This is a genomic window from Proteinivorax hydrogeniformans, from assembly GCF_040515995.1.
Lineage (GTDB): Bacteria > Bacillota > Proteinivoracia > Proteinivoracales > Proteinivoracaceae > Proteinivorax > Proteinivorax hydrogeniformans.
Genome location: NZ_CP159485.1, coordinates 389,911 through 415,606, shown reverse-complemented (window position 1 = coordinate 415,606; position 25,696 = coordinate 389,911). Strand labels below are relative to the sequence as shown.

The 25,696-nt window shown below is 36.1% G+C and carries 25 protein-coding genes; 8 read left to right on the top strand and 17 right to left on the bottom strand.

What is annotated here, in order from left to right; translation table 11 throughout:
• Positions 1–39 precede the first annotated feature (39 nt).
• Entirely contained in the window at positions 40–288 is a 249-nt protein-coding gene (locus tag PRVXH_RS02040; protein ID WP_353893654.1) for a DUF5320 domain-containing protein, read from the bottom strand.
• Positions 289–432: 144 nt separating this feature from the next.
• The gene (locus tag PRVXH_RS02035) at positions 433–1,236 is read right to left on the bottom strand and encodes a MerR family transcriptional regulator (RefSeq protein WP_353893653.1); all 804 of its coding nucleotides are present in this window, start codon (positions 1,234–1,236) and stop codon (positions 433–435) included.
• Positions 1,237–1,390: 154 nt separating this feature from the next.
• Between PRVXH_RS02035 and PRVXH_RS02030 the strand changes: the two genes are divergently transcribed.
• Both PRVXH_RS02030 and PRVXH_RS02025 read left to right on the top strand, forming a co-directional pair.
• The gene (locus PRVXH_RS02030; RefSeq protein ID WP_353893652.1) at positions 1,391–2,734 is read left to right on the top strand and encodes an MATE family efflux transporter; all 1,344 of its coding nucleotides are present in this window, start codon (positions 1,391–1,393) and stop codon (positions 2,732–2,734) included.
• Between the two features lie 106 nt (positions 2,735–2,840).
• A complete protein-coding gene (locus PRVXH_RS02025) occupies positions 2,841–3,608 on the top strand; it encodes an NRDE family protein (RefSeq protein WP_353893651.1) in 768 nt (255 codons plus the stop codon).
• Between the two features lie 73 nt (positions 3,609–3,681).
• On the opposite strand, the gene PRVXH_RS02020 is transcribed toward PRVXH_RS02025, so the two are convergent.
• The 8 genes from PRVXH_RS02020 to PRVXH_RS01985 form a co-directional block, all read right to left on the bottom strand.
• Positions 3,682–4,182, bottom strand: a complete 501-nt coding sequence (locus PRVXH_RS02020; protein WP_353893650.1) for a nitroreductase family protein — start codon at positions 4,180–4,182, stop codon at positions 3,682–3,684.
• Positions 4,183–4,456: 274 nt separating this feature from the next.
• Positions 4,457–5,761 carry an anaerobic C4-dicarboxylate transporter gene (locus tag PRVXH_RS02015; RefSeq protein ID WP_353893649.1) on the bottom strand — a complete coding sequence of 435 codons (1,305 nt, stop codon included), beginning with the start codon at positions 5,759–5,761 and terminating at the stop codon, positions 4,457–4,459.
• Positions 5,762–6,214: 453 nt separating this feature from the next.
• A complete protein-coding gene (locus PRVXH_RS02010; RefSeq protein ID WP_353893648.1) occupies positions 6,215–6,892 on the bottom strand; it encodes a hypothetical protein in 678 nt (225 codons plus the stop codon).
• On the bottom strand, positions 6,885–7,754 hold the full coding sequence (locus PRVXH_RS02005; RefSeq protein ID WP_353893647.1) for an ABC transporter ATP-binding protein: 870 nt from the start codon (positions 7,752–7,754) through the stop codon (positions 6,885–6,887). The genes PRVXH_RS02010 and PRVXH_RS02005 overlap by 8 nt, the downstream gene beginning before the upstream one ends.
• A complete protein-coding gene (locus PRVXH_RS02000) occupies positions 7,747–8,130 on the bottom strand; it encodes a GntR family transcriptional regulator (RefSeq protein ID WP_350344053.1) in 384 nt (127 codons plus the stop codon). Before PRVXH_RS02000 ends, PRVXH_RS02005 begins: the two co-directional genes overlap by 8 nt.
• Positions 8,111–8,752, bottom strand: coding sequence for a hypothetical protein (locus tag PRVXH_RS01995; RefSeq protein WP_353893646.1), 642 nt, complete (start codon positions 8,750–8,752; stop codon positions 8,111–8,113). Before PRVXH_RS01995 ends, PRVXH_RS02000 begins: the two co-directional genes overlap by 20 nt.
• A complete protein-coding gene (locus tag PRVXH_RS01990; RefSeq protein ID WP_353893645.1) occupies positions 8,721–9,629 on the bottom strand; it encodes an ABC transporter ATP-binding protein in 909 nt (302 codons plus the stop codon). Before PRVXH_RS01990 ends, PRVXH_RS01995 begins: the two co-directional genes overlap by 32 nt.
• Complete coding sequence (locus PRVXH_RS01985) at positions 9,616–9,999, bottom strand: GntR family transcriptional regulator (RefSeq protein WP_353893644.1); 384 nt, start codon at positions 9,997–9,999, stop codon at positions 9,616–9,618. The genes PRVXH_RS01990 and PRVXH_RS01985 overlap by 14 nt, the downstream gene beginning before the upstream one ends.
• Positions 10,000–10,279: 280 nt before the next feature.
• Between PRVXH_RS01985 and PRVXH_RS01980 the strand changes: the two genes are divergently transcribed.
• From PRVXH_RS01980 to PRVXH_RS01960, 5 genes are all read left to right on the top strand, one after another.
• Positions 10,280–12,004: a flavocytochrome c gene (locus PRVXH_RS01980; protein WP_353893643.1), complete on the top strand. Its 1,725-nt coding sequence runs from the start codon at positions 10,280–10,282 to the stop codon at positions 12,002–12,004.
• A gap of 198 nt (positions 12,005–12,202) precedes the next feature.
• Positions 12,203–13,765 carry an ATP-binding protein gene (locus tag PRVXH_RS01975; RefSeq protein ID WP_353893642.1) on the top strand — a complete coding sequence of 521 codons (1,563 nt, stop codon included), beginning with the start codon at positions 12,203–12,205 and terminating at the stop codon, positions 13,763–13,765.
• 1 nt (position 13,766) lies between these two features.
• Entirely contained in the window at positions 13,767–14,438 is a 672-nt protein-coding gene (locus PRVXH_RS01970) for a response regulator (protein ID WP_353893641.1), read from the top strand.
• A 1-nt stretch (position 14,439) separates the two neighbouring features.
• The gene (locus tag PRVXH_RS01965; protein WP_353893640.1) at positions 14,440–15,519 is read left to right on the top strand and encodes a flavocytochrome c; all 1,080 of its coding nucleotides are present in this window, start codon (positions 14,440–14,442) and stop codon (positions 15,517–15,519) included.
• Positions 15,510–15,860: an FAD-binding protein gene (locus PRVXH_RS01960; protein WP_353894529.1), complete on the top strand. Its 351-nt coding sequence runs from the start codon at positions 15,510–15,512 to the stop codon at positions 15,858–15,860. Before PRVXH_RS01965 ends, PRVXH_RS01960 begins: the two co-directional genes overlap by 10 nt.
• 81 nt (positions 15,861–15,941) lie before the next feature.
• Here PRVXH_RS01960 and crtI read toward each other — a convergent pair whose 3' ends face one another.
• The 5 genes from crtI to PRVXH_RS01935 form a co-directional block, all read right to left on the bottom strand.
• Positions 15,942–17,477, bottom strand: coding sequence for a phytoene desaturase family protein (crtI, locus tag PRVXH_RS01955; protein ID WP_353893639.1), 1,536 nt, complete (start codon positions 17,475–17,477; stop codon positions 15,942–15,944).
• A gap of 167 nt (positions 17,478–17,644) precedes the next feature.
• Positions 17,645–18,082: a hypothetical protein gene (locus PRVXH_RS01950; RefSeq protein WP_353893638.1), complete on the bottom strand. Its 438-nt coding sequence runs from the start codon at positions 18,080–18,082 to the stop codon at positions 17,645–17,647.
• A gap of 2 nt (positions 18,083–18,084) precedes the next feature.
• Complete coding sequence (locus PRVXH_RS01945; RefSeq protein ID WP_353893637.1) at positions 18,085–19,488, bottom strand: glycosyltransferase family 2 protein; 1,404 nt, start codon at positions 19,486–19,488, stop codon at positions 18,085–18,087.
• Positions 19,475–20,563 carry a HEAT repeat domain-containing protein gene (locus PRVXH_RS01940; protein WP_353893636.1) on the bottom strand — a complete coding sequence of 363 codons (1,089 nt, stop codon included), beginning with the start codon at positions 20,561–20,563 and terminating at the stop codon, positions 19,475–19,477. The genes PRVXH_RS01945 and PRVXH_RS01940 overlap by 14 nt, the downstream gene beginning before the upstream one ends.
• Positions 20,564–20,596: 33 nt before the next feature.
• Positions 20,597–21,496 carry a GGDEF domain-containing protein gene (locus PRVXH_RS01935; protein ID WP_353893635.1) on the bottom strand — a complete coding sequence of 300 codons (900 nt, stop codon included), beginning with the start codon at positions 21,494–21,496 and terminating at the stop codon, positions 20,597–20,599.
• Positions 21,497–22,081: 585 nt separating this feature from the next.
• Here PRVXH_RS01935 and PRVXH_RS01930 point away from each other — a divergent pair.
• Positions 22,082–24,832: a hypothetical protein gene (locus PRVXH_RS01930; protein WP_353893634.1), complete on the top strand. Its 2,751-nt coding sequence runs from the start codon at positions 22,082–22,084 to the stop codon at positions 24,830–24,832.
• 69 nt (positions 24,833–24,901) lie between these two features.
• On the opposite strand, the gene PRVXH_RS01925 is transcribed toward PRVXH_RS01930, so the two are convergent.
• Complete coding sequence (locus PRVXH_RS01925) at positions 24,902–25,036, bottom strand: hypothetical protein (RefSeq protein WP_353893633.1); 135 nt, start codon at positions 25,034–25,036, stop codon at positions 24,902–24,904.
• A gap of 5 nt (positions 25,037–25,041) precedes the next feature.
• Complete coding sequence (locus PRVXH_RS01920; protein WP_353893632.1) at positions 25,042–25,695, bottom strand: tryptophan-rich sensory protein; 654 nt, start codon at positions 25,693–25,695, stop codon at positions 25,042–25,044.
• Between the last annotated feature and the right edge of the window lies 1 nt (position 25,696).

Here is a 25,696-nt window from a genome sequence, read left to right as displayed (position 1 = left end):
TTTTCAGCTGGTCAAGGCATAACCTTGACCAGATAAATACTATAGACTTTCTAGCTTACTATCAACAACTTTAAGCCTTGCTTTTAGCAAATCTTTTTCTCGTTTAAGATCTTCCTCTTTTTGATTTTCAAAACCTAAGCTATGTCCAAAACCTCTTTTTGCTCCTCTTCTTCGACCAAAACCTGCTCTAAAATATCTTTTCCCAATGCCGGTATTGTTACATATACCCAAACCTTTTCCTGTCATTGGACCTTTTGACATCGGTCCTGTACCGTTCATGTTAGGCATCGAGTTTCACCTCCTTTCATATTATTGTCATATGCCATTAACTGCATTATAACTTTATTATTGGCATATGTCAAATAACTTAAGGGGCGTCCTAAATAAAACAAAAACCTAGCGTGCACACCGCTAGGCTCTTAAACATATACGTCATTTTATGGGGATCTGTATTTCAGTTATATATTCATTTTCATATGCGGTCCCATGGATGTCTAGGCGATATATTTCCATGGCTTGTCCATTGACTTTATATCCTTCAGATTTTATATAATTCATAGCTTTGTCAAACATCTTTTGACTTTTATTATATCCACCTTTATAAATTAACGAGAGGTATTTGCCGCAGGGTAATATATGGTTATATATCTCTTGGTCATTCACTATAAAAAAGGCTTTTTCAAACGACGCATATTTTTTTTGCTCAAGCCCCTCTTTTGTAATAAACACTCCCATATCCTTATTACCAAATAAAAAAAGTCTTTGGTCATTTTGCCCTTCTATTTTTCTAAAAACTAAATCCACTTCGTTATCATCAGTTATATCATCTTCTAACAGCAAGATTTTTCTGCTTTTTATGTTCTTTATTTCTATTGTCTCTTCCTTTTGTATTTTTTTTAACTCTTTAATATGGTCAATTTTTTGTTTTAGATTGTTTTTTGTTCTTATAAGTGGTTCTATCTCTTTTTCAATTAACTCTACTTTCTTTTCCATCAGTTTTAAAGTATTACTTGCACTTCTTTCTTCTAGGTAGTTTTTTATTTGCCTTGTAGAAAAATTTAGCTTCCTCAGGTCTTTAATTATGTTGAGACGCCAAATATTATCTAGTGTATATATTCGGTAATCGTTGTTATCTCTTTTAGGTTTGATCAGGCCTTTTTCTTCGTAATATCGCAATGAGTCAGTACTAATATCATATAGCTTTGATATTTCTCCTATTGTATATGCTTTTTTCATTTTATCCCCCTTTTATAACTCTTTTTACTAAGCACTTCGTTACGTGCTGCTAATTTCAAACTGTATATTTTTTATTTTCCTTGACCTTGGTACAGTCCAAAGGTTTATAGTATTATCTGTACCTATTTTAATACAGCCAAGGAGGATATTTCAAATGAAACAAGAACAAAACTTAACAAAATTATTTTTAAAATATGCTATACCATCAATCTCTGCATTATGGTTTTTCTCTATTTACACTATGATTGATGGTATTTTTGTGGGAAGGGGAGTTGGCCCACTTGGCTTAGCTGCGGTAAATTTATCAATGCCCTTTATTACTACGGTATTCGCTGTAGCGCTGTTAGTAGCCGTTGGTTCATCTACATTGATCACATTTTATTTAGGAAAAGGCAACCAAAAGATTAGTGATAATATTTTTACGCTAAATTTTATAATATTATTGGTATTTGGTATAGCGCTAACTACCTTATCTCTATTGTTTTTAGAGGAGTTAGCACTTATATTAGGAGCAACACAAGAAACCTTGCCATATGTTTTAGACTATCTTAAAATTATTGTTTTATCTAGCACCTTTTTTATGATTGCATACTCTTTAGAGGTTTTAGTTAAAGCTGACGGTTTTCCTGCTTTATCTATTATTGTTGTTGTTTTGGCAGCAATAGTAAATATTTTCCTAGATTATCTGCTGGTAATTAGACTTAATTATGGTATGCAAGGAGCAGCTATCGCAACAGGGACTTCACAGTTTATCTCTTTTGTGGCTTTTCTAGCTTATTTCATCTTTGGCAATTCCCAACTTAAATTTATTAAACCTAAAATCCAATGGAGCCTTATCAGAAGAATTATTTCAATTGGAACCCCAGAGTCCTTAAATGAACTTTCAGCCGGTTTTACAGTTTTTGTTTTCAACTTCGTTATAGCAAGGGCAGTTGGTGCTGAAGGGTTAGCTTCTTTTGGAGTAATCATGTATATAAATAGTTTGGTGGTTATGACAATGATTGGAATAAACCAGGGTATCCAGCCAATTATTAGTTTTTACAATGGCAAAAACGAAACAAAGCCTATAAGCAAGATTCTTTCATTGGCCATCAAAACAAGTATAGGTTTTTGTGTTATGTTTTTTGCTATTTCACAGCTATTTACAGAGCAAGTTGTGTCTCTTTTTATAGACTCTAAAAACACAGACATCTACATGCTGTCTGTAAACAGCTTAAGGCTTTTTAGCTTTGGTTTTCTGTTATCTGGTTTTAATATAATAACCTCAGGATATTTTACAGCATTACGAAAAACTAAAAAAGCCACTATAATTTCTCTATTAAGAGGATATCTTGTAGTAACTATATCGGTTTTTGTGCTCCCCTTTATTTTTGGCGAGTTAGGGATTTGGCTGGCCCCATTTTTTTATGAGGGAATCACTTTGTTTTTCACAGCCTTTTTATTCTGGAAGGATAAAGAGGGGTTTGCTTCTCCTCCCTCATTAGTTGATTTTAGATAGTTTCGCTTTTTTAACAAAAATATAAGGTTATGGTATTATTAAATCAAAGAAACATCCATTTTCACAGCTAGTTATGCACATCATAAAACCCCTATACTAAACTGAGGTGATAGCAATTTGTACATTAATTTTTGCCTATAAGGTTCATCCCGAGTATGACTTGGTGTTTTTAGGAAATAGAGACGAATTCAAAAATCGGCCCACAGCCTTTTCTCATTTTTGGGACGACCATTCAGACATTTTAGCTGGCATTGATCTACTTAAAGGCGGGACCTGGACTGGGATTACTAAAAAGGGGCGAATTGCCTTTATCACTAATTACAGGGACTTTAACATACAGCGCGATCCTCTGCTTTCTAGGGGTTATCTGGTAAAAGACTTTTTGCTAAAAAATATTTCACCCTTTACTTACCTTAAAGAAGTTCAAAAAGAAAAAGACAAGTATGACCTATTTAACCTAATAGTTGGCAGCTTAGATGATTTATGCTACTACTCAAATGTAGAAAACAAAATAAAAAAGCTGACCCCTGGTTTATATGGACTCAGTAATGCCTTGTTAGATACGCCTTGGCCTAAAGTTGTTAAAGCTAAAAATCGACTATCTTCCCTATTAAAAATAGGTTTTTCTGTCCCGCAGCTTTTTGAGATACTTGACGACACTGAAATTCCACCAGATGAAAATTTGCCAGATACAGGCCTTACACTTGACAAAGAACGCATGCTCTCCCCAATCCATATCGATACTCCTACCTATGGGACGAGGATAAAAACAGTAATTTTAATTAACAAGTCCGGGGATGTTAAGTTTTATGAAAAAGGCTTAAACGACAATGGAAGTTGGGAGTTAAATAAGTTTAAGTTCACAATTTACTAAGGGGCATACCTTTAAATCAATAAATATATATAAAACAGCCAAAAGAGCTGGCCTAAAGTGGCCAGCTCTTTTGTTACCATTTATTCTGATGCACCCGGTCTTCTAAATACCTATCATTTTTTCCTTTATCCTCATCAGGATATCCCATAGGTATTAGAGCAAAAGGAACTATATCCTCGGGTATGCCTAAAAGCTTTCTAAAATCTTCTTCAAACTGCTCATTAGGGTGAACTCCCACCCAAACAGTACCTAAGCCCTTTTTGGTAGCTTCTAATAAAATATTTTGTGTAGCTGCAGCACAGTCTTGTGGCCAAAATCCTGCAATCCTCTCATTAGAAGGCTCAGCGCAAACTAAGATAGCTACAGGACTTTCTTTAACCATTTGTGCATAGGTATGAAACTTAGGGATCTTATCTAATACCTCCCTGTCATCAATAACTATAAAGTGCCATGGCTTGCAATTACATGCAGATGGTGCACACATTCCTGCCTTTAGTACTTGTTTGATCAAATCTTTTTCTACAGGTTTGTCTTTAAACTTTCGGATACTTCTTCTTTCAAACAATGGATCCAAGCTTACCCCTCCTTAATTTCTTATTATTAACCATTTTAACAAAGTGATATATTATTTCAAACTATTTTAGGTTACCTAAATCAGCTTATCTCACACCCCTCCCCTTATTACTGCGTTTAAGGCCTCACCTGGCCAAAACCCTAGAACTGGTGCATAATTAATTTATTAGATAAAATGGTTGTTTTTAGCTATAAAGTAGTCGTTTTTTCCTTTAGTATAGAAAAACCCCTATAAAACTCTATAGGGGTTCCGATGATTTATTAAGTTTTAAGTTTTAAAGAAACAGACCCACGAATAAAAAGCCTAACGCTAAAGATGTAATTATTGTTATAAGACCGGGAATCATAAAACTGTGATTAAATACGTATTTGCCTATTTTAGTAGTTCCAGTTTTGTCAAAACTTATGGCAGCTATTATTGGACCATAGTTTGGCAAGAAGAAATAACCATTAACCGCTGGAAACATCGCTATAAGTAGTACTGGACTTATACCTAAAGCTAATCCCAAAGGCATTAAAGCAACTGTTGTGGCCGCCTGGCTATTTAATAGAATAGACATGACAAATAGCGCAAATGCAAAAATCCAAGGAGCTGTTGTTACCATTCCTTCGATATGAGGCTCTATGGTATCCATGTTAGCTTGAAAGAAAGTGTCTCCCAGCCAAGCAATTCCTAAAATAGCAACAACTGCTATACAGCCTGCTCTAAATACACTGCCAGAAGCAACTTTTTCAGCATCTGCTTTACACACTATTAAGTTTAGTGCAGCAACCGACAACATCACAATTTGGATAGTCACCGGCATAGACATAACAGAATCTTCTCCAAAAGATGGACGAAGCTGCTCAAAACTTCCTAATACTACTATAGCAACAGCTGCCGCCAAAAAGAAAATCACTGATAACTTAGCTTCTTTAGTTATACTATCATTAGAGCTTTTGCTTTTAGACAGCTTAAGACCCTCTTGCAATTTTTTTTGATATACGGGGTCATCTTCAAGCTCTGCACCCTTTTTGTTAATAACAAATGCAGAAAACATAATACCAAGTAATGTGGCAGGTATCGTCACCATTAGAATCTGAGGTAAAGTAATGCCATAAGGAGATAAAATTCCTAATAAAGCAACAGTAGCTGCAGAAATTGGGCTAGCTACTATAGCTTGCTGAGAAGCAATAACCGCTATAGATAATGGCCTTTCAGGACGTACTTTTTGCTCATGGGCTACTTCAGAAATTACCGGCAATAGCGAGTATGCAACATGGCCGGTTCCGGCAAAGAAAGTGAAGCAGTAAGTGGCAAATGGCGCCATAAACGTTATAGCTTTAGGATTTTTTCTTAGCAATTTCTCTGCCACTTTAACTAAGTAGTCCATTCCTCCCGTTGCTTGCAAAGTTGCTGCCGCCGTTACTACTGCAAGAATCATTAGTATAACATCAATCGGAGGAGAGGTAGGCTCTAAGTTAAAACCAAAGGTTAAAATTGCAAGACCAACGCCACCCATAGCTCCTAAACCAATTCCTCCTAGTCTAGCTCCTATAAATATTGCTAAAAGAACAACTGCAAATTGTAAAAAAATCATTTTTTCACCCCTTATAGAAATATTTGTACTTAAATTAGCGAAACTACTTTCATAATTAAAAACCATAAGCTTTTGAATCTCTAAATTAGAAAGATAAAACTCCGACATCTCATATTTACACATAAGCTATAGAAGCGGTTCTTCGGCTTTTTGCTTTTTATCACCTCATTTCTTAAAAGTAATCAAATCATAAAAGCCTCCATGTAGAATATTTCACAAACACTTGTCTTTATGTTACCAAAGACACTTTGGTCGGTCAATGGGTATGTTATACACCCATTTTACTCCACACTATAGTACATAAATAACCTCTAGGAAGAATTATCAGCCTAGAGGTTATTTATATTAAAACATCTAAAAATCCCAGCACTTAAACTTTTATTAATCCATCTTTTAAAAGATAAGATATACGATCCTCACCTTTGTATTAGATGATAATGGCAATTTAACCCCCTAGTAACAGCTATAAAACCTATGTCCGGCTACTATTGACAGTGGTACAGCAACAACTGTAATCATTCCTAAACCTGTTAACAATAAATCTGCTTGAGGCGCTACAGTAAAGCTCTCATAAAAGTCTCCATCGATAGGTAGCGATATCTTTAGCCAATACAAAAAACCTATTAGCAAACCAAACGCACTTATATTAGCCACAGTTTTGCACTTTTTATTTTTAATTAGAGCTATAGCTGTACCGATAAAGAGTATTAGAATAACCATTAGTAGCATAAACAAGGTACTTTCCACGCTAGTAGCAGTCGATACAGTAGGTCCGCCCATCCCGATTTCAGCTCCTCCAAGCCACGCCAATATCATGAAACCTCCCATAAACATAATAACTACAAGTAACATAGCAACGTGGGCAAATAGCACCATAAATAAAGCTGTAGCGAATAAACTTACTACCACATACCAAGAACTTACTGGCACCAGCTCATATAACTTTCGATGGCCTTCAACTATTTGGTAGGTCATATATAGGGTAAAAAAAGGTAGCACAAAAAGTGAATCAAGCCCGAAAAAGCTCATTAAAAACGAAAGAATTATCCCCGCAAGAAAAATCGTCTTAATATTATATGTCGAAATGGAGTTAAGCAATAGCCTTTGATAAGCTATAAACCTTCTAATCATAAATCTCACCACCTACTTCATTTGAATAAACCATTATATCTTCAATAGTGGGCCTAGCCAGCTTTATCCCGCTTAAGGCGTTAAGCGCTTCTTTGTCTAAGGACAAACCTGTATAGCCGAATAAACTTTTCTTTACCCCTATAAGGTTATCTCTAAGAGTATCTGTCATGGCCGATTCTTCAACATTAACTACCGCAAACCTATCTAAAAGCTCATCTTTTTCCTCAGAAAAAACAATTCTGCCTCTATCAATCAAGGTTATAAAATCTGCAATCTTTTCAAGATCCGTAGTTATATGGGTAGAAAATAGCACTGATTTTTCCTCGTTTTGCATGATATCTAAAACCAAGTCTAAAATATCAGCCCTAGCTACTGGATCAATTCCTGCTGTAGGCTCATCTAATATTATTAGGTCCGGGTCATGAAACAGCGCCATAACAATTGAAAACTTAACCTGCATTCCTTTCGAGTAGTCGATAAACCTCTTATTAGGATCCAGCTTAAAACGCTCCATCAGCTCGAAAAACCTTTTTTCATAGTTCCCTTTATAAAAAGGAGCAAAGCTTTTATATATTTTTTTAGGTTTATAGCTGCCTGGGTATATATTTTCATCAAAAACGACACCTAGCTTGGCTTTAATAGCTTTTTCATTACCTACTAATTCTTTACCATGAAAAAACACCTTGCCTTTTTCCCTTTGAATCCTGTTAAGTATTGTCTTTATTAAAGTAGTTTTACCAGCACCGTTTTCTCCGATAAGCCCCATTATAGTCCCCTTTTGTACCGATAAATTTATATCTTGCAGTTTAAAACCTCCAACAGTTGCACTTAAGCCTTTAACATCCAACGCATTATCACTCATCTTTTTCCCCTCCATATAAATACTTGATTTCCTCCATAAGTTCATCCATAGATATATCAGAAGCCTGACAAAAATCTTTGATATCAACAAGCCGCTCGCGTAACATTTCTAAATGTATAACTTTTATTTGACTAACATCAATATCCTTAACAAACGATCCTCTACCTTGGATATTAACTATTATCCCGGCTTTTTCTAGTTCTTCATAAGCTCTTTTAACGGTAATTATACCTACCTTTAACTCTCGGGCAAGGCCCCTTATCGAAGGCAGCTGCTCACCTGCCGTTATTTTGCCAGATAAGATATTTTCTTTAACTTGCTTTTCAATCTGTTCGTAAATAGGCGTTTGAGAAAGCTTAGAAATAAGTATATTCAAGCCCCCACCTCCTTATACTGTAACTATACACTAGATACAGTGGAAAGTCAACGTCACCTTGCCATATTGTATTTATAATACCAGCAAACAGTGCAGCTACTACTATTGATGCTGACTTGTACCATCCACTAAACCCGTAAAAACCAGCGGCTACAATCCAGCCAGCTATATAATAACCATATAATAATAAGCTTAGCGCTGTAATTTGTTTCACCAGTCCTAAAGATTGGTCTATTATATCCATTTCTAATGAACTAGGAAAAATCCCTGTTATATAGATTATCGCAGATATAATAAGTCCAATTAAAATTATGGATAGTGCGACACCTCCTGCAGCTATAGCAGACCCGACAAAGTAATCCTTTCGAGTTACGCCATTTTTTATAAAGTAACCAAAAAAGTTGAAAAACAGTATTATTCCAATAACCAACATATAAATTTTAGACGGTTGGCTGATAAAATACATAAAATTGAAGTTTGCTTCTTGTACGTCAGAAGTAAAATAAAAAACTATAACTTGTATACCTAACAGAATACCAATATACCATAAGGTCCAACCCATCTGGATGCGGTACAAGCTGTTTGCCACCTTACCTTTTATGGAGTTGATTTGTAGATTCATAAGAGTCTTCCTCCTTTGTTAAGTAGATAAACAAATCTTGCAAAGATACAGAGCCTATCTCAAGCCCCTGCTTCTGAGCTTCCATCCGTTCTTTTTCATCTATTTCGCCATATACAGTTGCCGACTTTGTATTTCCAAGCTTTTGAGTCCTTAGTACATTCATTCCTTTAACAAACCTATCCACCTTAACTTCGTTGCCGGTAATAGAAGCGCCACGGCTAACTACCTCGTCATAAGGTCCATCTACAATAAGCGAACCTTTGTCTAAAATTAAAACATGATCAAATAAATATTCCATCTCTGAGACAAGGTGGGTGGATAAAATCATAATCCTTGGATTACGACTTTGCTCTTCAATAACCTCATTATAAAATTGTTCCCGAGTCGGTGCATCCATCCCTAGATATACTTCATCAAAAATAGTTAATGCGGAGCGATTGGCAAGGCCTAAAATGGCATTCAAAGAAGATTGCATTCCCTTTGATAACTTATTAATTGGTTTATCTAATGGGAGCTTAAACCTTTTAGCTAGCTTTTTGGCATATTCCAAGTCAAAATCAGGTCGATACAGCTGGGCAAACTCAAAATATCCCATTGCGCTCCACTCTTCAACACTGTAATCAGAGTCATAAACAAAGCTCACCTGGGGCATGACCCTACTATTTTCAAATGGCTCTTCTCCCCCAATTTTAATAAAACCCTGAGAAGGTGTTCTAAAGGATGCCATAAGAGACAGTAAAGATGTCTTTCCCGCTCCATTTCTACCTACTAAACCGTATATCTTCCCAGGCATAAGAGAAAAAGATATATCCTTTAAAGCCTCAAAATCACCATATTTTAGCGAAATACCACTAAACACAACATCAAGATTCATCATCATTACACTCCTTTACCTTTTTAATAGCACTTACAATCTCCTCTTCAGAAAGACCTAGCTTGTCAGCTTCTTGTATCATAGGTAGTACGTACTGCACAGAAAATGCGTCCTTTCTACTATTTAAAAGTTTGTCACGAGCTCCTTTTGCAACAAACATTCCTACCCCCCGTTTCTTATAAATAATGCCCTCTTCTACCAGCAAGTTGATGCCTTTAGATATAGTTATATGATTAACCTTATAAAACTGGACCATCTGTGTAGTAGAAGGAATCTGATCATGTTCCTTTAAGTCTCCATCAACAATTTGGTCTTCAATTCTCTCCTTAATCTGCAAAAAAATGGACTTATTTTCATGAAACAACTTACTCAATAACTTCACCACCTTATAAAAGTCGAGGTACTATACTTATATATACAAGTATAGTACCTCGACTTTTAAATGTCAACATAATTTTTCTCATTTTCAGAAAATAATTTAAGTTGGCTCAACAAAGGAAACCCTTAACTGTATTAGGGGTTAGATTTATAATGATCTGTGATTATTTGAACTAAATGAACAAAAAGATTTCTTAAGTACAAAAGATTGTTAAACTTTTAACAAGCACTTATACTTCTTTTGTAAGCTAAAATTTTAATCGGGAGGAATAATAATGAAAAAAACACTGATGTTATTACTTGCTGTTATGCTAATGGCTACTACAGTAGTAGGATGTGGTTCTGATGCCATATACAAATCGGGAACATATGAGGGAGTAGGCGAAGGATACTCCGGTAAAATAGTTGTTGAAGTGGAGGTATCAGATACAGAAATCAAAGAAGTAAAGATACTAGAATTTAATGATTCAGATTTTGCTTTAGAGCCTGCAAAGCAGCTTATCGAAGCTGTTATTGGTTCTAATAATACCGAGGTAGACGTAATTTCAGGTGCAACCGAAACGTCTAATGGAGTTTTAGAAGCAATTGAAGATGCTCTTTTAGATGCTAGAATTTCAGATGCCCCAGCTAAAACAAACAACAACCAAGAAGAAGAAGAATTAGAAGATCTTACAACAGATGTAGTTGTAATTGGAGCCGGTGGTGCAGGACTAACTGCTGCCATAGAAGCAAAAGCAAATGGTGCTGATGTAATAGTGGTAGAAAAAATGCCCTTAATTGGTGGAAACACTAAGCTAGCAACAGGAGGGCTAAATGCAGCCGAATCCAGCGTGCAAAGTGAGCTTGATATTACAGATAGCGTTGAGCTATTTATGGAAGATATAATGACTGGCGGAGGGGAAATTAACGACCAAGATTTAGTCGATATTTTAGCTAGCGAATCCGCTGAAACAGTTGACTGGCTGATAGAGCTAGGTGTAGATTTATCTGATATTGGTAGAATGGGTGGTGCAAGTGCAGATCGTACTCATCGTCCAACAGGTGGAGATCCAGTTGGTGATCACCTAGTTGAAATATTGTATGAAAATGCTACAAACATGGGTATAGAGGTGCTTCTAAATAGTGAAGTAATTGAAGTAACTGGCGATGATAACGGAGTTAGCGGCGTTATAGCAAAAACTGCAGGCGGCGAATTCAGTATAGACGCTAAGGCAGTCGTTATCGCTTCAGGTGGTTTTGGTGCCGATAATGAAGTTGTTGCTAGCTATGATGAAAGCCTAGAAGGATATGGTACAACTAACCACCCAGGGGCAACCGGAGATGCTTTAGGCTTTACCAAAAACCTAAACGTGGATTTTGTAGATATGAATGAAATTCAAACCCACCCAACTGTTATGCCATCAAATAATTTTATGATAACAGAAGCAGTAAGAGGAAACGGAGCTATCTTGGTGAATCGTGAGGGAGAAAGGTTTGTAAGTGAGTTAGGAAGTCGTGCAGAAGTATCTAATGCACAGCTAGAGCAAACCGGTTCAACTAGTTTTCTAGTCTTTGACCAGGGTATAAGGGAAAGTTTAGGAGCTATTGATGGATACTATAATAACGGATTTTTAGTAAAAGGCGAAACAATTTCAGACCTTGCAAGTGAACTAGATATAGAAGCTAGCGCGTTAGAAAGTACTATTGAAACCTACAATGGATATGTTGCATCAGAAAATGATGAAGACTACTCAAGACAAGATATGCCAAGAAGCCTAGAAACTGGCCCATATTATGCCGTAGAAGTAGGACCAGCTGTACACCATACTATGGGTGGAGTAAGGATCACAACAGAATCAGAAGTTTTAAACACTGATGGCAAAGTAATACCAGGCTTATATGCTGCCGGAGAGGTGACAGGTGCTATTCATGGTAACAATAGGCTTGGTGGAAATGCACTTACAGATATAACAGTTTTTGGAAGAATTGCAGGAGTAAATGCAGCAAAGTCATCTAACTAGTTTATTTAACACAAAAAAGGCTAAACTTTTATAAGTTTTAGCCTTTTTTGTGTTTCTATAAATTGGACTATAGTGAATTAGAAATAGCTAGTAATATTTTTTTTGTTTATGATAAAATAAAGTGTAACTTCATTTAGTGGGGACCTTCACCGCGCTGATTGTTAGTATGAAAGCAATAGACAATAGGAGATAATAACTATGAAAATTCAATATAAAATTACGTTAGCTATAGCGCTACTCATTATAGTACTAATTTTAGTACTAACAGTTTTTATGTATGGTAACTGGTATAGCTCTGTTCAAAAACAAGTGGCACTTGATGCTAAAGACCATGCTATTATAATAGCAGAACAAGAAGCACTCCAAAGAGCAATGATGTTGGATAACGGGTATATCTCGGTTAATAGAATGGTGGAAAGCATACACCTTAAAACAGGTATTCAGTATCTATATATTGTTAATATGGAGGGCAGGTATTTTGCCCATCCCATACCTGATAAAGTAAACACTTATCATAACCAAAACGATACTAAGTTGGATCCTTTGGTGTCCAGCCCTACCTACCATTATAGTTTATATAACGATGCAATGGTGGAAGCTTACGTGCCTATATATACCGATGGTATTCAAAGCGGTGCAGTTGTAGTCGGCATGTATAACGGAAGAATTTTACAAACCATAAAAGGTCATGCCTTTAGACTGGTTATGTTTTCTTCCTTAGCAATGATTTTAGGGGTTTTTATTGCTTACGGCTTATCTAAAAACATTAAAAAAAATATGTATGACTTAGAACCTGAAGCCATAGCTTTATTATTAAATCAACAAGAAACCGTTTTAGAACAAATCGGCGAAGGTATTGTAGCGACTAACCATATGGGAGAAATCTTGTTAATTAACGAAAACGCAAAAAACCTTTTAGAAATGCCTAACCTAAGACTTGGAATGAAGATAAATACTATCCCTATCTTTAAATTATTTGGAAAACTTCCTAAAAAAGACAATAAGTGTGAAGAAGAGTGGCGTATAAATGAAAACAAGATAGTTAAAGTACAAGTAGTTGATTTACAGAAAGTCAGTGAACGGCTGGGCTTTTTATATAAAATAGAAGATATGAGTTTAGTTAGACAACGGGCTGAGGAGCTGACTAATATGCAGCAACTGACTCAAGCTCTTAGGGCACAGAATCACGAGTTTATGAATAAGCTTCATACTATAACTGGTTTGATTCAACTAGATGAATATGATGAGGCTTTAAACTATATTGAAAAAATAACAAAAGCACGGAAAGCGATGGTAGACGCGCTTAATCAACGCATAAAGGTTCCTGCTGTGGCAGGGCTTATTTTAGCAAAACATTCAAAAGGAGCAGAACGAAAGATAGAGTTGATAATTGATGAAGAAGCTCATATTAGTAAAATTCCTAAAGGCGCACTAGAGGAAGACATTACTTCTATTATAGGTAATTTAATTGACAATGCCATGGATGTGCTGGCAAAAGAAGGGGGAGGAAAAATTTATCTAGACATGTACCAAGATAGTAAGCAATTCTCTATAACTGTTTGGGATGATGGGCCTGGAATGAGCGATACTTGCTTAGAAAAATGCTTTGAAAAAGGATTTAGTACTAAAGGCGAAGACCGGGGTTATGGACTTTATATAGTCAAAAATATTGTTGATTATTTAAATGGTCATTTAGAACTTAAAAATCAAGAAGGCTTATGTTGTAAAGTGTATTTACCAATGGAAAGAAAGGAAGTTTAACTTGAATATTTTAATTGTTGAAGATGATCCAATGGTAAGAGATATAAACGCTGGCTTTTTAAGAAAAATAAATTCTAACTATAAAATATACGAGGCCAGTGACGTTAAAAGTGCCAAAGAAGTAATTTTAAGCAATAGTTTAGATATAGTCTTGTTAGATATTTATTTAGGAGAAATAAATGGTCCAGCACTACTAAAATGGATCAGAGATAAAGAACTTAATGTGGATGTGATTTTAATAACAGCAGATAATAGTGCTGAAACTATAGAGATGGTATTACGTTTAGGAGCTATTGATTATATCATAAAGCCTTTCAATTTCGAGAGATTCAAACAGGCTTTAAATAATGTCATTAACAGACGTCGACAGCTAAAAAGTGGCGAAAAAATAACTCAAGACACCCTGGATAAGTGGATTAAAAAAGCTGGCGACAAAGACCTGGTTCAAGAAAAAGGTATAAATACTTCGACATACCAAACCATTAAAAAGTTTATCAAACAATCAAATGCCCCTTTGACTGCACAAAAAGTAAGTGATAGTACTGACTTAGCTAGGGTTACTGTTAGGCGTTATTTAGAGTATATGGTAGAAGAAGGCCTTGTAAAAGAAGAGCTTAATTATGGTAAAGTAGGCAGACCACAAAAAAGTTACTTGTGGATTGGAGTAGATTAACATGGAGAAAATTAAAATTGTCATTATTATTTTAGCAATGGTTCTAATCCCTATTTCATTGGCATATTGGTTCTTATTTGAACCAGCTATTAAAGTAGATGTAGTAGTTATAGGCGCAGGGGCTGGCGGGATGAGCGCCTCTTTAGAAGCTGAAAATCAAGGCTCTTCTGTAGTTTTGTTAGAAAAAATGCCTTATGTTGGTGGAAATACTGTACGTGCAACAGCAGGGATGAATGCAGTACTTACACCACAGCAAAAAGAAAGAGAAATCAAAGACAGTAAAAATATATTTTTAAATGATATATTAGAGTCAGGGCATGGATTAAATTCTGTTGAATTGATTGAAGTTTTAATAGACAATAGTGCTGATGCTGTAAGTTGGCTTACTGACCTAGGCGCAGATTTAGATGATGTAGGTATCTTAGCAGGCCATAGTAAAGCAAGAACTCATAGACCCTCAGGTGGTCAACCCATCGGCAGTGAGGTAGTAAAGACACTTAGCAGCGCAATACAAAAATCCAGTGTAGACTTAAGATTAGAACATAAGGCAGTAGAGATAGAGCTAGATAGAGACGATAAGGTTAAAAAGGTACAGGTTATTGATAACACAGGCAAAATCTATGATATAAAATGTAACAGTGTTGTGGTAGCCACAGGTGGATTTGGTGGAAGCAGTGAGCAGTTTGTTTATTACAATCCAAACCTAAAAGGTTATCATACAACCAATAGTCCTAGCGCTACAGGAGATTTTATTGAGTTAGCAGATAAAATAGGCGCAAAGTTTACTGATATGGAATATATCCAGACCCACCCTACTGTATCACCACACTATGGTATGTTAATCACAGAAGCTATCCGTGGTAACGGAGGCATACTTGTAAATAATCAGGGTGTTAGATTCGCCGATGAGATGAAAAACAGAGACCACCTCAGTGAAGACTTGTTGGCACAGCCTGACCGCGAGGTTTACTTGATATTTAATGAAGACATTCGTCAACCTCTTGCCGCAAGCGACGATTATATTGACATGAATATCGTTTTAAGCTCCGATACCATCGAAGAGCTAGCAAGATTAGGGTAGAGCCATCCACTCTTTCATATACAATAGATAAATATAACGGCTTCGTCAAAAACGAAAAAGATTTAGATTTTAACAGACAATCCTTAAGTACCCCTTTAACAGAAGGGCCGTTTTATGCCATCGAAGTTATACCAGGAGTTCACTATTGTATGGGCGGAATAGTTATAAACACCAATGCTCAAGTTATAGCAGATAACCAAGTTCCAATACCAGGCCTATTTGCAGCAGGGGAAGCTACCGGCGGCATTCATGGTTTAAACAGATTGGGTGGAAACTCATTATTAGATGCTATTGTCTATGGCAGAATAGCTGGTAAAAACGCCTCAAATGCATCAAAGTAACATACAAAAAAATAGTACAGGCATTACAAAACCTGCAGCTTCTTTTAGGAGCTGCAGGTTTTTAAGTTTTTCTAGCCTATTTTAAACTTGTATACCTGATGTGACTGGAGGAGTGATTACAGCTGGCATTTCGATATTATATTTTTTAAAGATTCCATAGGCAGTGATGCGCCCTGATTCATAAATAGTAGGCAATCCACTTCCTGGATTTGTCCCCCCTCCTACAAGCCACATGTTATCAAATTCCTCAAATCTATTTCTAGGTCTAAAAATTGTCAGCTGCCTTATGTTGTGAGCTAGGTTAAATGTAGCTCCATAACCTACTCTAAACCTTTTTTCCCAGTTCTTGGGAGTAACAACATCCTCAAACTCGATATGCTCCTCTATTCCATCAAGGCCTGCTCTTTCTTTCATCAGTCGTAAAATTTTCTTCTTAAATTCTTCTGTAGTTTTTTTATCCCAGTTTATTTCATTTTTTAAATTGGGCACAGGTACCAAAACATATAATGCAGAATGGTCTTTGGGCGCTAAATTATCGTCAGTAACACAGGGATTTTGGATATAAAAAGAAGGGTCATATGAAAAGTTACCTGACTCAATATCATCAAAGTTTCTTTTATAGTCTTCTGATATATAAATGCTGTGGTGTGGCAGGTGTTCGTATTTTTTATTTAATCCAAGATACATCATAAAAGTAGAGCATGAGTACTTTTTCTGCCTTAGTTTCTCATCTTTATATTTCTTGCGCTTTTCATCATCTATTAAATTTTGCATCCCCCAAGCGAAATCAGCATTCATCACTACTTCATCTAACTGCTGCTTTGTTCCATCTGACAGTTCTATTCCTTTAGCCTTTTTACCTTCAATTATTATTTTCTTTACATCGCAGCCTAGCTCTAACTTCCCGCCCATTTCTTTAAAGGCTTTTTCCATACCCTCAGATAATTGATGTAACCCTCCTTGAACATGGTATATACCGGAGCTATATTCCACAAAAGATAATATACTAAACACCGAAGGACAGTTCATTGGAGACATCCCTAAATACTTAGACTGAAATGTAAATCCAACCTTTATACGGTCGTCTTTAAAGTGTTTACCTAAATCATCCCAAAGAGTGGACCAAGGTCTTAACACTCCTAAAAATTTTAGTATATCTAAATTAAAGATATCATAAAACTTTTGATAATCTCCTTGCAACACGGGAAAGGTTTTTTCAAACTTTTTCTTGTTATCCTTCATATAATTTTCAAAACCATCTATATCCCCGGGAGATAGCTTGGAAATTTCCCTTTTTACCCTTTGGTAATTTTGACCGGGGTGAAAGGTGCTGCCATCCCTATAGTTTAGCCTATAGTACGGTTCGAGCAAGTTTAAGTTAACATAGTCATGTAGGTTTTTATTACACTTACTAAATATATCCTCTAAAATGTATGGCATCATTAAAAAAGTTGGGCCTATATCGAAGATATACTTTTCATCTTCATCTGTCAGCTTTCCGCAGCGCCCGCCAACAGATTGTTCCCTCTCATAAATTGTCACGTCTAAACCTTTTGATGCAAGCAACATCCCTACTGCTAATCCCCCAGGCCCACCTCCGATTATACCAATCTTCATCATCACCATCTCCTAATTAGTATTAGTTATCACTATTGTTATTCTATTTATATTCATAATATCCTGCAAGGTGTAAAGTTTTTTAGACAAAAAAAGGGCGGTTCTAAGTAAAAAAAAGTAGATTCACCCTGGCCTTGAACTGACACAACCCTTTTTTACGGCACGTTTTAACTTAATTCATGAAGTTTTTTTAATATAAAAAACATATGGTCTCTCTCTTCCTTTATTAAGTCATTAAAAAACTGATATAGTGCGGAGCTTTCTGGGAGTTGATTAGCTATTTCTTGATACATTAGTATAGAATCCTTTTCAGCTTGTAAAGCAAAGGTAAAAAGTTGCTTCCTTGTATCTAGCTTAGTTGATGTTTCTAACTCTGATCCATAGCGTGGCAGCAGTAATAGCTCTTCATTTACTGTTTGATTGCTAATAGTTTCTTTGCTAGCTAACAACTCCTCTAGTCTCTGAGCATGAACAGCTTCTTCATTTTGAAAGGTTTTTGCAACTTGGGCAATTTCACCTTCACTATGCTCTGCAATTTTTTCATAAACTTTTGCTGCCTCTAACTCTAAATGAATGAAATGTTTTAAACAATCTTTTAAATTCAAAGCTAACCACCCTTTGTAAATGATTTTCTTTGGATACTTCCCCATTGCTTGCTACCTTTTTTAAAGTTTAAAAAAGCTAAGAACCTCCACCACACTGTTATTTGCCTATAACCTACCTGCTCAAATAAGCTATATAGAAACAGTAAACATATTTCAACTAAGCTGTTATATCTTTTATAAGAAAGCTGTTCTAGTAAAATTCCTGAATAGGAAAATAACACTCCAAACAAAAACGCCACTAAAAATATATACAAAACTACGTTACTCAAAACGCTATAATAGATAGCCAGCCCTAGTATAATGTACCCTACTAATTCTATAACTGGACCTAACATTTCAACAAGGCAAAAGTATGGCATAGATAACATGCCAACTTTTCCATACCTAGGGTTAAAAAGCAGTTCCTTATGCTTGAGCATGCTGTCGATTAAACCTCGGTGCCAGCGTAACCGTTGGCTTTTTAGCCCTTTTAAGCTGTCAGGAGCTTGCGTCCAACAAACAGCGTCAGAAGCAAAGCTTATCTTATATGGGATCTTTTCTTTGATATATTCTTTGTGTAACCTCAAAATTAGCTCCATGTCTTCGCCAATTGTTTTTTTATAGCCACCAACCTTAATAACAGCAGACTTTTTGAAAAGCCCAAAAGCCCCAGAAATTATTAAAAGTGAGTTTAACGACTCCCAACCAACCCGACTGGTTAAAAAGGCACGAAAATACTCGATCACTTGAAATTTTTCCACCATTTTTTTAGGTAAGCTAGCTTTAACTAACTGACCATTTTCAATTTTACATCCGTTAGCAATTCTAACTATACCACCACTAGCAATTGTTTCTGAGTATTTTTGAAAAGGTTTAGCGACTTTTATTAACGCTTTCTTTTCTATAAAGCTATCGGCGTCAATAGCACAAAACAATGGAAACCTAGATACGTTAATTCCTGCATTTAAAGCATCTGCTTTGCCACCGTTTTCTTTATCTACGACTACTAAGTTAGGCCTATCAAAAGATGAGTAAACACCCCGTACATGTTCAGAAGGAACTTGATTATTTAGTTCTACGTTGACTCTGCGAAGGTTATAAAATGAGATAACTCGCTGCAATGTGTCATCTTTAGAGCCATCATTAACCACAATTATTTCAAATTTGGGATAATCAAGATCTAAGAGAGATTGAATGCTATCGATAATAGTTTCCCGCTCATTGTATGCAGGTACTAGTATTGATATTGGCTTTGTATAATCACTGACTGCCGTTATATCGGTACCGCTGATTTTCAAAAACTTCTTTAATCTATCTAATGATAGGATTATTATAGTTATGTAAAATAAGTTTACCATCAAAAAGTAAATAAGCATTCCTATACTGTAATGGTGGATTATAGTTTTAATTAACTCATTCATTCCCATGCACCGAATATCCTTTCACTGTTTGATAAACCGATTGATTGGCATTTAGAATATAATATGCAAGATTTGCGCTTTTCTTGTTTGAGCTTTTCAAAGATATATCTACCAAGGCTTCTACACCTTCTACACCCATCCTTGCAAGGGCCTCGACAGCATTAAATCTAACCCACCACCAGTTGTCATTTGCCATATCCTTTAAAATATAAATAACATCGCTATGCGAAAACCTGTACATTGCCTTAGCGATAGCCGATCTTACCTGCCACATTTCCTCTTTAAAATATAGTTCTTTTAATGAAGGTAAAAAGCTTAAATCTCCTAAGTGAGCTAATGTGTTTACAGTAGCTATCCTTACCTCCATGGAATCATCATAAAGGTATTTCATTAACTTTTTACTTTTTTTATATCCTTTAATATCACTGGCATTTTTCAAACCCCTAATTAAAACTACCTTGCCTATCTCAGTTGATTGTTCCTCTAAAATCTCTACCATCTGATCTGTCGAAAGGCTTAAATTGTCTACCATCTCTGTTATTCTATCTCGCTGGATGCCAGATTCAGTAACAGAACCTAAAAACTCTTCTTTTTGCTCTAAGCTTAAGTTTAGCTTTGAGATAGCATAATAGCAAGCGTAGCGTTTATCAAAATTTTTATCCTTCGTTCCCAGAACTAACAAAGGATAAGCATGTATGCTTCCCGTCATACCTAACTTCTTTATAACTGAAAATGTAAGATTTCTTTTACCTTTATTTATAAGGTAACTATGATAATCTAGCTTTTCAATTAAATAGGAGATATCCTCACCTTGCTCCTGACTGTAATTTAAAAGAATATCTAACACAACTTCTTGCCCAAATCTATTTTTTAGTTTTGGTTTTAAGCCCCCTAGGGTTTTACCGCTGTTTTCGATATAAGCTAATACATAAGGTTCCATTTCGCTATATACCTTAGCGTAACGGTTTTGCTTTATTTTCTCTTTAATAGAGATAAAAAAAGTAAAAAACAAAATAGCTATGTTGACTATACTTAAAATAGCTATGCAAATATAAATAATAAAAAGTACTGTAGAGGACATAATTTCTCCACCTTTAAATTTATTTTGCCTGTTTTATCCGACAACACAATCTCTTCCATTTTGTTTAGCTTGATAAAGATTTTTATCTACAGCTTCTATAAGGTGGTCATAATCACTTATATTGGCTTCTTTTGCTGTTACTACACCAAAGCTTGATGTCAGCTTGATATTGATATCTTTGTAACTAAATTCTTTTTCCTTTACTACTCTTCGTACTCTATCCGCTATTTTAAGAGCTTCCTTTTTGTCAGTTCCAGGAAGGCAGATTAAAAACTCCTCTCCACCAAACCTAGCTACCCACCCTTTATTTTCTCTAGTATTATTCTTAACGCGCAGGGCAAACTCCCTTAAAACATAATCTCCAGCGCTATGCCCATACGTATCATTAACATTCTTAAAGTGGTCTATATCTCCCATGATAATAGACAAGGGCTCACTGCTTATATGAGTGGTGAGTAGCTCTACAGGCAACCTTTCCATTATGTATCTCTTGTTATAAACTTTAGTAAGTTCGTCAGTTACAACAGCTAGATTGGCTTTGTCTAACAAAAACTTCATTTCTATACTATCTTTAAGCTCTCCTTCGCCTAAAACCATACTTTTTGTCACATCCTTCAAAAGCTCCACCACGACTTTTGAGTGTCCTATATTTACTGGAACTGCCGTTGTCATAAAAACCTTATCATCGGTGTATTCCATTTTGATAATTGTATCATCTTCATTATAGGCTCTAGTAGAGACACAATTTTGACAAACGGTGTTTTTTGTCCAAAAACTATAGCACGACTCTTCTTTTTCAGTAAAAATATCTCCACCTTTGTTAATTAAAACTTTTTTCTTTATGGGGTCTATAATTCTCATAATCTGATACATTTTATCAAACGAAGTTAGCTTTTCCACCACTTTTTCTAGGTTTTGTTGAGATATACTCATGAACTTCTCCCCCTTTAAGCCCGTAACAGTTTCCATTCTTATTAAGTGCTATTATATCACCACATAATTTTTGCGACAATATATAAACCACTACTTTTTTAACTACCCTCTTTAAAATCGTGTACCTATACTTAGCACGATAGCAGCCTATATTATCCACAAAATCAGCAGCTCCAAAATGGAACTGCTGATTTTTATATACTCTGGCACTCAGGTCTATAACCGTAAGTCATTTTATGTAGTATAAAGATATGAATTTGGCAGAAAACTTGGCAGCTAGGCAACCTAGTTGCCAACCAACTCCAGAGAATGCCTTTATTTAAAAAACAGCAGTTACACAAATGCCTGTTTTTAACTGTTTATAGAATATTCTTTTTATTGGCATGATTTGTGCATTACTTTTAGCTAAATACCATAAGGAGGGTGTTCTATGTAAAAGTCACAGAACTTGCTGATTTATCCTACAGTTTGTCAGCATTATTTCCTTATCCCAACATAATCGAGGAGGTGACTATAACTAGTAATACATTCAAGCATTTGCTTTCTATATGGAAGGTTATAAACAATCAAAAAGGAGCGTTTTGAATGAAAAAAACTTTTCGTCTCTTAGCATTAGTGTTATCTTTAGCGATGATTTTTAGCGGTTTTGCAATATCTGATGTAGCATACGCTGACCAAATAAATATAATGCTAACTAAAGGTGAGTACCCCGTAACAGATTCTGAGCTCATGGGTGGAGGCAATAGCATCGACGACTACCAGCTGGGTTTTTATCCTCCTGTTGCTTTAAGTGATCAACCTGACGGATTTGAAGGCTGGCTAATGATGTATTCCGTGGAAGAACTAGAAGATGTATGGGAATATATTCAAGACCTCTCAGAAGAAGATATATCTGATTATTCGGAAACAGATGGTGCTAACCGTATTTATAAAATAACAAATTTCGGCTGGGCTGATGGAGCAGCAAACACGTTTCGAAGCGGACAACGAGATGTTGTTACCGGAAAGGATTTTGGACCAGGGTTATATTACCCGTATGTGGCAACATTAGTTGATGGAGAAATAGTTGGGCTAACTCAGGTAGACTCAATTGATATAACCCCTTACCCTAAAAATGTCAACATAAGCTATGGCAAGGAAGAAAGCCAGGTTACCAATTACGAAGTTAATTTTGAATCATATAATGACCCTAGAATTAAAAGAAACTTTATTTTCTTTACAGAAGCTGGTTTATACGATGTAGAAGATCAGTTAGAGGATCAAACTCTAACGGATTTTGAGCATTGGAACGACGAAAACCTTGGCATTCTCACCGAAGAAATGACTGGACCTATCTCTTTACGAGAGGAGCAAAAGGACTTTTATACCGGTGATGATTTTGGAGAAGGACTGTATTACGTCTATGTAGTGGCAGTTGGAGAAGATGGAAAGCTTGGCATAACCCAGTCTATAGAGATGGTTATTACAAAGCCTAGCCCTGATGTTCCTGAAAGTCCCATCGGAGATGGCAAAGGAACTATATACCCGATCGGCGGAGGTGCTTCGTTAGGTGATTTAGCGGTTAGAGAAATTTTTGAGGATATTAGAACGAGAGCTGGTGGCACAGAAGATTATGACCCAAAAATTGCGGTAATTAGTAGCTCTAGAGACTCACTATACACAGTTTATAATTACTTTCACTGGGATGACCCCGACTTTGGTTCAGAGAAAAATCATTTTAAAGATATGGGATTTGAGCCTATTTACATTCCATTAGCTATAAACTCAAGAGATTATGTAGCCAATCATGAATATTGGGCAGATCTTGTGAAGACTGCGGATGCGGTTTACCTAATGGGTGGAGACCAGTATAAGCATGTGCGTTCTCTTTTTAATGATGATGGAACTGAAACAGAAATTGTAAATAGTATTGAGCACGTTTATAACCGAGGTGGAGTTGTGGCAGGGACTAGTGCAGGGATGCATTTTATGAGTGACCCTGTTTTTGGAGTGGGTAATTCCTACGACTCTTTTTATCATAATAAGACAGAAGAGTTTTCCATAACAGATATTCCCGAAAGTGGTTTTTTAAACCCAACAAACCCGGGAAATAATTTAATAGTAAGTGGCAAAAGCTTGATTTTAGAAGACGTACTCACCGATACTCACTTCGACGCAAGAGGACGGTTGGGCCGCCTAATGGTAGGACTGAGAGATACCGGTAAAGATATCGGTCTTGGTGGAGATGAAGGAACTGCTATGGCTGTTCAAAAATTAGACAACGGTGAATATGAAGGTGTTGTGATCGGACTTCATGGTTTCTTTATATTAGACGCTTCCAAAGCCGATTTTAGTGATTCTAACGATGATTTTTTCGAAGCTGAGGGTTTAAAACTTCACTACCTAACCCATGGTGATCGCTACAACTTTGACACAAAAGAGGTAACCCCGGCCAAAGATAAGGTGCTAATTGAAAGCCCTGACAAAGACTTATACGTAACTGAAGATGTTTTTGCTCCCTACGAAACCACTAAAACTCTTATCGGGTTAGCCCACTCTGCAGAAAATACTGTAGAGGCAATGGTTGCAAAACCTGGTGATTTTACGGACTCCGATCCATCTTTTTCATTGACCCTAACGCAAGGTGGTAATGCTAAAGCTTATACTTCCCAGTCCCCATATTACTCCTCAAATAATAATGCAGGAGACGAAATACTTGATGGTTATTATAAAACAACCATGGCTAATATAGGGGTTAACTTGTCCTTGGCAGAAGAGGAGCAAGAAGAGGAAAAAGCATTTGCCATTGAAAAAATAGAGCTGCGGGAAGGCTCTGATTATACTCAGTATATACACTTTACAAGGCCAGTAGATCCCGATACCATCACACCCGATAACATCGTTCTCGTAGGCAATGAATACTATTATGACGACGACCCTGTGCTACGCTCAGATTTTGATGATCAGGTAATTATTGAATTTAACGACCCTAGGCAAAAGGGTAATGAAATTCATATAAAAAATGTTAAAGACTTAGATGGCAACACTCTCTTAGAGCAGATATGGACTTTTGATGGTGAAAACTGGATTAAGGATGAACTATCTCAACCTGAAGACCCTAAGGAGCCTGAAGAACCTGAAAAACCTGAAGACCCCGAAAAGCCCGAAGACCCTGGGAAGCCTGAAGACCCTGAGAAGCCCGAAGATGATGAAGAATCGGGTAAAAAAGGAGACGGCGAGTCAATTCCTCAAACAGGCGATCAGAAAAACCACGTACTGTGGTTTACCTTAGCAAGCTTTTCAACAATCGGCATTATAGCAATCAATAACAAGAAGAAGAAAAAAAGAGCAAGTTAAATTGACAAATATAAGAGGCTGTCGATAAACCGACAGCCTCTTATATTTGTCAAAAAGTAAAATAGCTATCTACTCCCTAGCTTTTTTAAAAGTATAAGCTTCAGTAACTACTAGTATTACTAGTATTACTAAAGAGATAACCACCGTTGCGATTATTGAAGGATATCTACCATTAAAACCAGCTTCAGATACATGCTTTGCCAATATCCCTATAAAGCTCCAATTATTACCAGACCATATAGAATATCTTTGTTTCTTTTTATTATTGTTACCGCTATAGCTAGACCAATAATAATGGCTATAGCGGTTAAAATTTGTCCAGATAATCCAAGTCCGTCCCAGCCTACACTAACCATTAAAGTGAAGACATTTGCTATGGTAGCCACCGTTATCCACCCAAAATATATGCTAAAGGGGTATTTTAAAAACACTCTATCTCTACGATCAAGCTTGCTTTGGTTTAATTCACTGTATATCAGTATTAAGCTAACCAAAATAACAACCATTAACACCATAGATACACCTATAAGGTAGTAGTGCCATGCAAAAATCCATAGTATATTTGCTATGGATGATATTGTAAAGTACACCCCTACTTTTTTAAGCAAATCACCTTTATAATTACCAGCCTTGTGAAAAAGACCCAGTTGATAAACTGTGTACCCTGCAAGCGAGATATAAATAACCCCCCAGATAGCAAAAGTAAATCCTGCCGGTGCAAAGAGGTTTTCAAAAGCTTCAGATACATCACCAGTTTCCACATCATTTATTGGAATTATGTTTGCCAGAAGGTTAACCAAAACCATTGCTAAAAATGATAGAGTAACAATAGTTTTTATTAAGGCGCTCCCTTTTGTACTCATT

Bases quoted from the DNA above. Each gene is read 5' to 3' on its own strand.
- PRVXH_RS02040 (WP_353893654.1), bottom strand. From the start codon at position 288: ATGCCTAACATGAACGGTACAGGACCGATGTCAAAAGGTCCAATGACA.
- PRVXH_RS02035 (WP_353893653.1), bottom strand. From the start codon at position 1,236: ATGAAAAAAGCATATACAATAGGAGAAATATCAAAGCTATATGATATT.
- PRVXH_RS02030 (WP_353893652.1), top strand. From the start codon at position 1,391: ATGAAACAAGAACAAAACTTAACAAAATTATTTTTAAAATATGCTATA.
- PRVXH_RS02015 (WP_353893649.1), bottom strand. From the start codon at position 5,761: ATGATTTTTTTACAATTTGCAGTTGTTCTTTTAGCAATATTTATAGGA.
- PRVXH_RS02010 (WP_353893648.1), bottom strand. From the start codon at position 6,892: ATGATTAGAAGGTTTATAGCTTATCAAAGGCTATTGCTTAACTCCATT.
- PRVXH_RS02005 (WP_353893647.1), bottom strand. From the start codon at position 7,754: ATGAGTGATAATGCGTTGGATGTTAAAGGCTTAAGTGCAACTGTTGGA.
- PRVXH_RS01995 (WP_353893646.1), bottom strand. From the start codon at position 8,752: ATGAATCTACAAATCAACTCCATAAAAGGTAAGGTGGCAAACAGCTTG.
- PRVXH_RS01990 (WP_353893645.1), bottom strand. From the start codon at position 9,629: ATGATGAATCTTGATGTTGTGTTTAGTGGTATTTCGCTAAAATATGGT.
- PRVXH_RS01980 (WP_353893643.1), top strand. From the start codon at position 10,280: ATGAAAAAAACACTGATGTTATTACTTGCTGTTATGCTAATGGCTACT.
- PRVXH_RS01975 (WP_353893642.1), top strand. From the start codon at position 12,203: ATGAAAATTCAATATAAAATTACGTTAGCTATAGCGCTACTCATTATA.
- PRVXH_RS01965 (WP_353893640.1), top strand. From the start codon at position 14,440: ATGGAGAAAATTAAAATTGTCATTATTATTTTAGCAATGGTTCTAATC.
- crtI (WP_353893639.1), bottom strand. From the start codon at position 17,477: ATGAAGATTGGTATAATCGGAGGTGGGCCTGGGGGATTAGCAGTAGGG.
- PRVXH_RS01945 (WP_353893637.1), bottom strand. From the start codon at position 19,488: ATGGGAATGAATGAGTTAATTAAAACTATAATCCACCATTACAGTATA.
- PRVXH_RS01940 (WP_353893636.1), bottom strand. From the start codon at position 20,563: ATGTCCTCTACAGTACTTTTTATTATTTATATTTGCATAGCTATTTTA.
- PRVXH_RS01935 (WP_353893635.1), bottom strand. From the start codon at position 21,496: ATGAGTATATCTCAACAAAACCTAGAAAAAGTGGTGGAAAAGCTAACT.
- PRVXH_RS01930 (WP_353893634.1), top strand. From the start codon at position 22,082: ATGAAAAAAACTTTTCGTCTCTTAGCATTAGTGTTATCTTTAGCGATG.
- PRVXH_RS01920 (WP_353893632.1), bottom strand. From the start codon at position 25,695: ATGAGTACAAAAGGGAGCGCCTTAATAAAAACTATTGTTACTCTATCA.